Raw genomic sequence first — 9987 nt, 5'->3', positions numbered from 1 at the left:
GCCCGTCTCAGTGCGGGGTCACGCCTCGACGCCGGCCTCCTTGGCGGCCTGGTCGATGCCCGCCAGTTCCTCGTCGGTGAAGTCCAGCCGGTCCACGGCCGCCACGTTGGCCTCCAGCTGCTCGGGGCTGGAGGCGCCCACGAGCACCGAGGTGATCCGCGGGTCGCGCAGCGCCCAGGACAGGGCGAGCTGGGCGACCGTCTGCCCGCGCGACTCGGCCAGCTCCGCCAGCGCCCGTACGAAGCCGAGCACCTGCGGCGTCACCCGGTCGGGCGTCAGGAAACGGCCCTCGGCCGCCCGCGAGTCGGCCGGGATGCCGTTCAGGTACCGGTCGGTGAGCAGGCCCTGCGCCAGCGGCGAGTACACCACGCAGCCCACGCCCTCCTCCTCCAGCACGCCCAGCAGGGACGCCTCGATGCGCCGGTTGAGCAGCGAGTAGGGCGGCTGGTGCACCAGGAGCGGGGTGCCGAGGCCGCGCAGGAGGCGGGCGGCCTCGGCGGTGCGCTCGGGGGAGAAGTTGGAGACGCCGACATAGAGGGCGCGGCCGGTGCGGACCATGTGGTCCAGCGTGGCGACCTGCTCCTCCAGCGGCGTCTCCTCGTCCTCGCGGTGCAGGTAGAAGATGTCCACGTAGTCGAGGCCGAGCCGGGCCAGCGAGCGGTCGAGGGTGGCCAGCAGGTGCTTGCGCGAGTTGCCCTTGCCGTACGGGCCGTCCCACATGGGGTTGCTGCCCTTGGTGGTCACCACGGCCTCGTCGCGCAACGAGCGCGGGAAGATCCGCCCGAACGCGGCCTCGGCGGCACCGATCGGCGGCCCGTAGCGGTCGGCGATGTCGAAGTGGGTGATGCCGAGGTCGAGCGCCTTGTGCAGGATCGCACGCTGGCTGTCGAGGGGTTTGCCCTCCCCGAAGTTGTGCCACAGGCCGAGCGAGACGGCGGGCAGGAGGAGGCCGCTGCGGCCGCACCTTCGGTACGGCTGGCGTTCGTAGTCCAAGGATGACCTTCCGCAAAGATCGTAATGAAACGTTTTACGGAACACAGTCAATCATCTTCCTTATTTGCGCGCCCGGAGGGGCGGCGGCCGCCGCGGCTGATCAGAGGCCGAGATCGTCCAGCTCCTTCAGCAGCGCGGACTTCGAGCCCTCAGGGGCGGCGGCGGGCTTGGGCCGGCGGTCGCGGAACACCCACCCGCCGACCACGCCGGCCAGGAAGCCGAACAGGTGGGCCTGCCAGCCGATGCCCTCCTGGGGCAGCAGCCCGGCGAACTGGTAGGCGAAGCACAGCGCCATGACCAGGCCCACCACGATGTCGATCAGATGCCGGTCGAACGCGCCGCGTACCAGCACGTAACCGAAATATCCGAACAAGACGCCGCTCGCGCCCGCGCCCACGCTTCCTGGGTCGGCGGTGAACCACTCCCCGAGACCGCTGACCAGGACGATGAACCCCGTCACGCCGAAGAACTTGGCGACGCCGCGATAGGCCGACAGGAAGCCGAAGATGAACAGCGGTCCCGAGTTGGCCTCGATGTGATCCCAGCTCCAGTGCAGGAACGGCGACGTCGCGATGTCGGCGAGGCTGTCCGGATGCCACGGCCGCAGGCCGAACTCCAGGCCGAGCGCGTACCCCGACGCCCAGTTGACGACCTGCAGGATCCAGATGACGGCCAGGAATCCGACCATCACCCATAATGCCTTGCGCGCCTCCGCGATCATGATCTCGGCCGCGCGGCCCTTGGCCTCCACCTGGTTCCTCCTGATGATCTGTGTCCGATGAGCGGAACCAGTATCGGGAGGAAACATAACAAATCGTGCGGCGACGATCAGCTTTCGCGCGGCCACCCCCGCACACTTCGAAAATGCTGCAAATCTTGCACGGTGAACCGTGTCGCCGCCTTCCACCCCACCCCCTCCCCGGCACACAATCGAGGGACGGCACCGGGCCAGGGAGCGTGGGATGGCCGACTCATCGATGGCGCGGTTCTACCGGGACCGCGGTTACCTGCTGGTCAAAGGGCTGATCGACAAGGAGGAGGCGCGGGCGTTCCGCGAGGAGTGCCATGCGGTGCTGGCGCGCTCGCGCCCGTCCGACCCCACCTGGGACAGCGCCAGGCAGTTGACGGACAGCGTCACCGAGTTGCGGCACTGCCACGACGTCCAGTTCCACTCGGCCGCGTTCGCCCGCCTGATCGTCGACCCGCGTTTCACCGACGTGGCGGCGGCCGTGATGGGGTCGGAGAACGTCCAGCTCCACCACACCAAGATCTTCGTCAAGCCCGCGGAGCGGGGCTCGCCGTTCCCTCTGCACCAGGACGCCGCGCACTTCCCGCACACCCGCCACACCGTTGGCGCGGCCATCTTCCACTTCGACGACGCGCCCGAGGAGAAGGGCTGCGTGCGGGTCGTGCCGGGCAGCCACCAGCGGGGGCCGCTGCCGCACGTCGAGGAGGGCGGCTGGCACCTGCCGCTCTCGCAGTGGCCGCTGGAGCAGGCGGTGCCGGTCGAGGCGGAGGCCGGGGACGTGCTGTTCCTCAGCTATCTCACCGTGCACGGGTCCGGGGTCAACCGGGCGGGCGAGGCCCGTACGACGCTGCTCGTCCAGTTCCGCGACCCCGAGGACCGGCCGGCCGACGACGTGCACCGGTCCAGGGGGCAGGGGATGATGTTGCGCGGCGTCGACCCGCTGGGCGGCGCCTGAGCGTCACTTCCAGGCGACGTTGATCGTCGAGGCCGAGGAGCCGGTCGTGTAGGCGCGGTTGGCGCCGCTCTCCCACGTGACGTTCCCCGAGCCGTCCTTCTTGATGAACTTGTACTCGAACGAGGTGTTCGCCGGGAGACTCACGGTCGCGCTCCACACCGGGTACGCGGCCGAGGACAGGGGGATGGCCTCCGCGGTGTTCCAGTTCTTCAGCGCGGCGATCGAGCCGACGAGGTAGACGTTCGTGCCCCAGGTGGTGCTCGCGTTGACGTTGAAGGTGACCGGCGCCTGGGAGGACGTGGCGCCGGCGACGATCGCGATCGAACCCTTGGCGGGGACGCTCACGGCGGCCTGGCCGGAGGCGTTCACGGTGACCGTGCCGCCGCCGGTCACGTTCGTGTAGGTGCCCGCGGGCAGGCCCGTGGCGAACGTGCCCGCGTACGAGCCGGTGCCGTTGTTGATCGTGATCCAGCCCTTGGCGCCGCGGCTGAAGGCGATCACGTTCGCGTTCGGGGCGCTCCAGTTGGCGACCGCGCTGCCCTTGACCGCGTTGTGGAAGCCCACCATGCCGGTGATCGCCGCGTCACGGTGCAGGCACTCCCAGCCGCTTCCGCAGACCGCGTCGGTGACGAAGCCGCCCGAGTGGGGCGGTCCCGCCTCCCTGTCGCTCCAGGTGAAGCCGTCGTACACCTGCGGTGTGCCATAGTTCCAGGCGAGCTGGAAGAGGTTGGCCAGCCGGTAGGCGGCGCCGTCCTTGTAGCTCAGCGCGGTGGTGCCGCGCTCGGTGTCGTGGTTGGCGACGAAGGTGACCGACTTGCCGCCCGGCTGCATGCCGCCCCAGGTCTCGCCGAACGTGCGCAGGTCCGCGATGTTGCCGTAGAACTTCTCGCGCAGGTAGCGGCCGTACTGGAACTCCAGCACGTCGCCGATCCCGGTGTACTGGCCCGGCTGCACCGCCTCGCCGCCGCCGTAGATCACTTCCTGGTAGATGTACGGCGAGCCGCTCACCCGGCCGTAGATGTTGCCCAGGTCGCCCGGGTTCGTGTGCTTGGCCGCGTCGATCCTGAAGCCGTCCACGCCGAGCGCGACGAGCCTGTTCAGGTAGCCGGCGATGGCGCCGCGGACGTACTCCTCCTCGGTCTCCAGGTCGGACAGGCCCACCAGCTCGCAGTTCTGCACGTTGCGCGCGCTGCCGCCGTAGTCGCCGTCGTGGATGAGGTTGTCGGAGTTGCCGCAGTCCTCGGAGTAGTAGTGGAAGTCGTTGGCGGAGTAGAGGCCGGGGTAGTTGTACTTGCCGAAACTCCTGCCGCCGTAGCTGGTGCTGCCCTGGCCGGTCATGTGGTTGATGACCGCGTCCGCGTACACCTTGAGCCCGGCGTCGTGGCAGGTCCTGACCATGGCCGCGAACTGGCTCTCGTTGCCGAACTTGCTGGTCAGGGTGTAGTCGGCGGGCTGGTAGACGTCCCACCAGACGGCTCCGCCGCGGGTGAGGGAGTCCTGGGGCGGCGAGACCTGCACGCCGCCGTAGCCGGCCGGGCCGAGGTGGCCTGAGCACTCCCTGGCCACGGAGTTCCAGTTCCAGCTCCAGAGGTTGGCGATCACGTCCTTGTCGCCGGGAGGGGCGGCCTGCGCCGCGCTGACGTTCACGAGAACCGTCGCCACCGATAACAGGGCGACCAGACCTGCCTTGCAGCGCTTCATGGGGCACTCTCTTCGGGGGTTTCGAGGGCGTTGCCCGGAAGTTACCCACACACGTCAGGCTTTGCAATGACTTTGCAGAAAGTTTCTGCAAGCATTCAGGGCCCTGAGGATCGTGACGATTCCGTTATCAAGCCGTTCGTATCGCCGCCCCCGATCCGCTCTCGTAGGCCACAGAGGGAAGAACGGAGACGGTGCCATGACCATCGACTACATCCCCGAGCCACCGGCCAAGGGGGTTGAGAGCGAGAAATTCGGCCCGCCCTGGCGGGGCATCACCCTTTCCCGCGAGATCCTGGACCGGCACGGGGCCAAGCTCCTCGATCCGTGGGCCGTCGGACTGGACCCCGGCGAGACCCGGCCCGACTCCACGGTCTACCGGGCCGACGTGCTGCTGATCCCCGGGCAGGTGATGATCTCCCGGGACGCGACGAACTGGATCGACTCGGCGCTGTCCGGCGTCGGGCTGAAACTCTCACCCGAGAGCATCGAACGCGCCCGCCGCCGCGACTACGGCGAGGAGACCGTCTGGATGCCCGCGGTCCTGGAGGTCGGCGACGACCATCGGGACGTCAAAGCGGACGCCTGGCCCGCCCTGAGGGCCGTGCGCAGGGCATTGCTCGCGGAGTCCGACACCCTGGCGTTCAGGGACGGGATCGCCGACATCTCGCTCGACCACCTGTTCGTCGGCTCCGCCACCAGCGGGATCGGCTCGCTCACCTTCGGTGGCGAGCCCGCCACCAGCGGCCACGCCGTCATCGACGAGCCCGGCGTGCAGACCCGCCCCGGGTACGGCCGCATCCCCCTGACCGTCGTCGCCGGGCCGCCGCGCCGCCGTACGCTCGCCGAACTCGGCGGGCCCAGGATCACCGTCGTCACCCTGGACACCGGCGTGGCCACGCATCCCTGGTTCAAGCCGGTCACCGACCCCGACGCGTTCCTCACCGTCGATCCGGCCGGGCAGCAGCTCATCGAGGACACCCACCCCGCCTACGAAGGCCGCGACATCGCCAGGCTCGTCGGCTACGAGGACCTCGGCCAGATGCCCAACCCCCTGGTCGGCACGCTCAACTCGCACACCGGCCACGGCCTCATGCTGGCCGGTCTCATCGCGCAGATCGCCCCCGACGCCCGCGTCCTGATGTACAAGGTCATGCACAGCGACGGCGTCGTCCCCGGCGAGGCCGTGCACGCCGCGCTCGACCGCCTCCTCGCGCTGATGGACGCCGGCCGGCAGGTGGACGTGCTGTGCTGCTCCTTCGGCGGCTTCGCGGAGACCGGCGACCCGGCCATGAACGCGTTGTTCGGCAAGGTCAACCAGTTGCGGGCGCGCGGCGTCATCGTGGTCAACGCGGCCGGCAACTACGCCACGACCAGGCCGTTCTACCTCGCCGCCCTGTCCGAGACGGCCGTTCCAGGGCCGCCGCTGGCGCCCATGCTCGGCGTCGCCGCCAAGAACCCCGACGGCACGATCGCGATCTTCTCCAACGAACATCCCGCCGTACGGTGGCGCGCTCCCGGGGCCATGGTCGTCAGCACCTTCCCGCCCGAGTTCCGTGGCGCCCAGAACGCCATGCTCACCACCGGCGAGCGGGCCTCGCTGGACAGCGACGCCATGGGGCCGTTCTGCGGCTGGAGTGGCACCTCGTTCGCGGCGCCGATCATCGCGGGGGCCGTCGCGGCCGAACTGACCAAGACCATCGGGCAGGTGGGCGTCGATCCCGTCGTACGTGCCAGGACGGTCATCGACACGATGATCAACGACAAGGTGGCGCGGCCGGAAATCGTACAGATCTGATGACCGGCGACCCCGCACTCGAACGCGCCCCCACCCCCCGCGCCCAGCGCCGGGACCGGCTGGCCGGGCTGCTGCTGGAAGCCCGGCAGGGCAACAGCGACGCCCTCGACGCCATCGTCGCCGAGCTCACGCCCGTGCTCTGGCACACCGCCAGGAACCAGGGCCTGAGCCAGCAGGCCGCCGAGGACGTGATCCAGACGACCTGGCTCATCCTGCTGCGCCACCTGCACGCCATCTCCGCGCCCGGCGCGCTGATCGAATGGCTCGTCACCACCACCCGCCGCGAGGCGTGGCGGGTGAGCGCCGCCTCCCGCAAGGACGACCTGCCCGGGGACGACACGTTCGACGAGCTGCCCGACGGCCTGCTCACCCCCGACGAACTGCTCGTGGACGACGAGCGGCGCCGCGCCCTCTGGCACGCGGTCGAGAGCCTGCCCAAGAGATGCGCCGAGCTGCTCAGGATCATCGCCTTCGTGCCGCGCCCGCACTACGACGCGGTTGCTACCGCGCTGGACATGCCGATGGGCAGCATCGGGCCCACGCGCGGCCGATGCTTCGCGAAGCTCCGCCTCCTGCTCGCGAAGGATCCGGATTGGAGTTCCTGATGAACACGGCCCAGGGGAGCAGCGGTTCTCCCCATTTCACCCCCGAGGACCAGCTCCTCGCCGAGGAGATCGCGGACGTCTACCGCCTCATCGATCCCGTTCCCGCGACACTGGTCGAACGCCTGCAGTTCGCGCTGGCCCTGGAATCGCCGGAGTTCGCCGTCCTGCGGCCGTACGAGGACGCCGTGCTCCCCGCGGGCGTCCGTGGCGGCGAGGACAGCCGCACGATCACCTTCGACAGCGAGATCCTCACCATCATGATCAGCGTCAGCGCCCGCGACGACCACGCCGTACGCGTGGACGGCTGGCTCGCCCCGCCCGGCGACCATCTCGTGGAACTGCGCACCGGCCAGGGAGCCCACACCGTCAGGGCCGACGACCAGGGCAGATTCGTCCTGGACGTGGTGCCAAGGGGGCTGTCGCAACTCGTGGTGCGGCAGGGACTCGACGATCCGGGGGTTGATGATCCGGCGCAGGCGGCGATACTGGCGGTGACGCCCTCACTCATCCTCTGACCATCGCGAGGCGGTATTGCACGACAGCGGGCGTGCGGCGCCCCTCCGTGAGCAGGTCGAGCGACTGCACAAGCTCAGCGTCCAGGCGACCGACAACGGCCGCCCGGCGCTGGCCGTCCGCAGGCTGCGGCAGGGCCTCCACCTGCTCGGCTGGACCTCCGCGCCCACTCACCAGAGGTACGCCGATCGCGACGGCGAGGACGCCGGCCATCGCGAAGGCGGGTATGACGACCTCCTCGCCCGCCTGCTGACCAGCCTCGCGCACGCCGAGGCCGAGCAGAGCCACACCGGGCTCGGGATGGAACTGCTCGACGAGGCCGCCCGCCGCGCGCCCCGGGCCGAGATGGCGCTCGTGCACGCCCAGCGCGGCCTGCTGCACCTGCGCATGGGCTCCAGCGCCGAAGCCCTGCGCGAGCTCGACATCGCCGCCCCCATGCTCCTCGACGGCGACCGCGTCGAGCTGTCCAGGGTGCTGCTCAACCGGTCCGTCATCCACCTCATGACCGGGCGCATCCGGCAGGCCAGGGACGACGCCCGCAGGAGCGCGCAACTCGCGCAGGCCAACGGCCACGGGGTGCTCGCCGCCAAGGCCCTGCACAACGACGGCTACTGTGACCTGCTGCTGGGCGACGTACCGGCGTCGCTGAGCGTGTTCGCCCGGGTGGAGGAGCTCTACCAGGACCTCAACCCCGGCTTCCTGCCCGTGCTCGCCCTCGACCGGGCCCGCGCGCTGCTCGCCGTCGGCCTGACCGACGAGGCCGGCCGCACGCTCGACCGGGCCATCGACGGCTTCCGCAAGCAACGCCTCATGCAGGACTACGCCGAGGCCGAACTGGCCCGTGCCCAGTGCGCGCTCGACGCCGGCCGGCACGACGAGGCCCGCGCCTGGGCCAGACGCGCGGAGGCCCACTTCCGGCGCCGGGGCAGCACGTCCTGGGCGCTGCGCGCGGTCCTCATGCGGCTCCGCTCCGACCTGGCACAAGGCGCGGCGCCGGGGTCCGTGGCCCGGCGCGCCGGCGACCTGGCGGAGCGGTTCGCCGAGCTGGACATGCGCGACGACGGGGAGATGGCCCGCCTCGTCGCCACCCGCGCCCTGATAGCGGCAGGCCGCCTCACCGCCGCCACGACCACCGCGACCTCCATGCCACCGGTCGGCGCCCCGCCGGACACACTGCCGGGGATCTTGGGGGCCGCACGTGGGAAGTCGCGGGGTGCGCCGCTGGACGTGCGGTTGATGCGGCACCTGGCCGAGGCGGAGCTGGCGGGCGCGCACGGCCGGCGCGGGCTGGCGCTGCGCAAGGTGCGCTCCGGGCTGGCGCTCATCCACTCCCACCGGGGCCGCCTGGGCAGCCTCGACATGCTCACCGGCGTGGCCGCCCTGGGCGCCGACCTGGCCGCGCACGGTCTGCGGGCGGCACTGAGCGGAGGGTCCGCGCGGCAGGTGTTCGCCTGGTCGGAGCGGTGCAGGGCGCAGGCGTTCAGGTTCAGGCCGCCGCAGGCGCCCGAGGACGCCCAGACCGCCGAGGCGCTGGCGGAGCTGCGCCAGCTCGCCCAGCAGATGCACGCCGACGAGGCCGCCGGCCACCGCCGCCCCGCCCTGCGCAGGCGCTGCCTCGAACTGGAGCAGGTGATCAGGGAACGCGGCTGGCAACTCCCGGGGGTGGGCGAACGGCTGGCCCCCGCCTCGGCCGCGGCCGTGGAGGCGGCGCTGGCCGACGACGACGTGGCCCTGGTCAGCCTGCTGAACGTGGACGGCGGGCTGCTGGCGCTGGTGCTCGTGGGCGGAAGGTGCCGCCTGCACAGGCTGAGCGCGTACGAACCGGTGGCCGAGGCGGCCAGACGGCTGGCCGGGGACCTCAACGCCCAGGCGGGACGCATCCTGCGGCCCGCGCTGAAGGCGGTGATCGAGGCGTCCGTCCAGCGGCAGCTCGGCATCATCACCGACGCGCTGACGGCCCCCCTGAGGCAGGCGCTGAGCGGCGCCCGCGGCATCGTGCTCATCCCGACCATGGGCCTGTCCGCCGTGCCGTGGGGCCTGCTGCCCGACCTGCGCGGCCGGCCGCTGGTGGTGGCCCCGTCCGCGCTGGTGTGGCTGGGGGGCAGGCGGGCCGCGGAGCCGTACGTGAGCGACGGCAGCTCTTCGGTCCTGGTCGCGGGGCCGGACCTGGAGCACGCCGAGCGGGAGGTCGAGCGGCTCGGCGACGTGCATCCCAAGGCGCGCCGGCTCATGGGCGGCCAGGCCACCGTGTCGGCCACGCTGGACGCCCTCGACGGCGCTTCGTTCGCGCACTTCGCCGCCCACGGCCACCACGAGCGCGAGAACGTGCTCTTCTCCCGCCTCGACCTCGCCGACGGCCCTCTCATGGCCTACGACCTGCAGCGGCTGGGCAAGGCGCCGGGGCAGGTCGTGCTGTCGGCGTGCGACGTGGGCCAGGCGGTGGTCAGGTCGGGCGACGAACTGCTCGGTTTCACCGCCGCCCTGCTCTACCTCGGCACGTCCACGGTGATCTCCAGCCTCACCCGCGTACCGGACCAGGTGGCCGAGCGCGTCATGATGGCCTACCACCGGGGCGTGGCCGACGGCGCGCGTCCGGCCGACGCGCTCGCCGCGGCCTCCGAGGGGGAGCCGGCGTCGACGTTCGTCTGCTTCGGCAGCGGATGAGCGGTAACGGCCG

General features: G+C 71.1%; 8 protein-coding genes. 5 read left to right on the top strand and 3 right to left on the bottom strand.

Annotated features, from left to right (window positions below; genetic code table 11):
• Positions 1-18: 18 nt before the first annotated feature.
• Positions 19-993 (bottom strand): aldo/keto reductase, encoded by a 975-nt coding sequence (locus ACFPZ3_RS21315; RefSeq protein ID WP_379515929.1) that lies wholly within the window; start codon positions 991-993, stop codon positions 19-21.
• Positions 994-1093: 100 nt separating this feature from the next.
• The gene (locus ACFPZ3_RS21310) at positions 1094-1744 is read right to left on the bottom strand and encodes a rhomboid family intramembrane serine protease (RefSeq protein WP_379515928.1); all 651 of its coding nucleotides are present in this window, start codon (positions 1742-1744) and stop codon (positions 1094-1096) included.
• A 211-nt stretch (positions 1745-1955) separates the two neighbouring features.
• Between ACFPZ3_RS21310 and ACFPZ3_RS21305 the strand changes: the two genes are divergently transcribed.
• The gene (locus ACFPZ3_RS21305) at positions 1956-2696 is read left to right on the top strand and encodes a phytanoyl-CoA dioxygenase family protein (RefSeq protein ID WP_379515927.1); all 741 of its coding nucleotides are present in this window, start codon (positions 1956-1958) and stop codon (positions 2694-2696) included.
• A 3-nt stretch (positions 2697-2699) separates the two neighbouring features.
• Here the strand turns inward: ACFPZ3_RS21305 and ACFPZ3_RS21300 are convergent, their stop codons facing one another.
• Entirely contained in the window at positions 2700-4397 is a 1698-nt protein-coding gene (locus ACFPZ3_RS21300; RefSeq protein ID WP_379515926.1) for a carbohydrate-binding module family 20 domain-containing protein, read from the bottom strand.
• A 196-nt stretch (positions 4398-4593) separates the two neighbouring features.
• On the opposite strand from ACFPZ3_RS21300, the gene ACFPZ3_RS21295 reads away from it, so the two are divergent.
• Genes ACFPZ3_RS21295 through ACFPZ3_RS21280 form a run of 4 tightly spaced genes read left to right on the top strand, consistent with a single transcriptional unit; the run spans position 4594 to position 9974 of the window.
• Complete coding sequence (locus tag ACFPZ3_RS21295; RefSeq protein WP_379515925.1) at positions 4594-6192, top strand: S8 family peptidase; 1599 nt, start codon at positions 4594-4596, stop codon at positions 6190-6192.
• The gene (locus ACFPZ3_RS21290) at positions 6192-6797 is read left to right on the top strand and encodes an RNA polymerase sigma factor (RefSeq protein WP_379515924.1); all 606 of its coding nucleotides are present in this window, start codon (positions 6192-6194) and stop codon (positions 6795-6797) included. The genes ACFPZ3_RS21295 and ACFPZ3_RS21290 overlap by 1 nt, the downstream gene beginning before the upstream one ends.
• The gene (locus tag ACFPZ3_RS21285) at positions 6797-7312 is read left to right on the top strand and encodes a hypothetical protein (RefSeq protein WP_379515923.1); all 516 of its coding nucleotides are present in this window, start codon (positions 6797-6799) and stop codon (positions 7310-7312) included. Before ACFPZ3_RS21290 ends, ACFPZ3_RS21285 begins: the two co-directional genes overlap by 1 nt.
• 16 nt (positions 7313-7328) lie before the next feature.
• A complete protein-coding gene (locus ACFPZ3_RS21280; protein ID WP_379515922.1) occupies positions 7329-9974 on the top strand; it encodes a CHAT domain-containing protein in 2646 nt (881 codons plus the stop codon).
• The last annotated feature ends 13 nt before the right edge of the window (positions 9975-9987 follow it).

The organism is Nonomuraea insulae (assembly GCF_042656245.1).
This window is presented reverse-complemented; position numbering and strand designations above follow the sequence as displayed.

What these genes read in the sequence shown, in the direction of transcription:
- ACFPZ3_RS21305 (WP_379515927.1), top strand. Translation starts at nt 1,956, where the DNA reads ATGGCCGACTCATCGATGGCGCGGTTCTACCGGGACCGCGGTTACCTG.
- ACFPZ3_RS21300 (WP_379515926.1), bottom strand. Translation starts at nt 4,397, where the DNA reads ATGAAGCGCTGCAAGGCAGGTCTGGTCGCCCTGTTATCGGTGGCGACG.
- ACFPZ3_RS21295 (WP_379515925.1), top strand. Translation starts at nt 4,594, where the DNA reads ATGACCATCGACTACATCCCCGAGCCACCGGCCAAGGGGGTTGAGAGC.
- ACFPZ3_RS21290 (WP_379515924.1), top strand. Translation starts at nt 6,192, where the DNA reads ATGACCGGCGACCCCGCACTCGAACGCGCCCCCACCCCCCGCGCCCAG.
- ACFPZ3_RS21285 (WP_379515923.1), top strand. Translation starts at nt 6,797, where the DNA reads ATGAACACGGCCCAGGGGAGCAGCGGTTCTCCCCATTTCACCCCCGAG.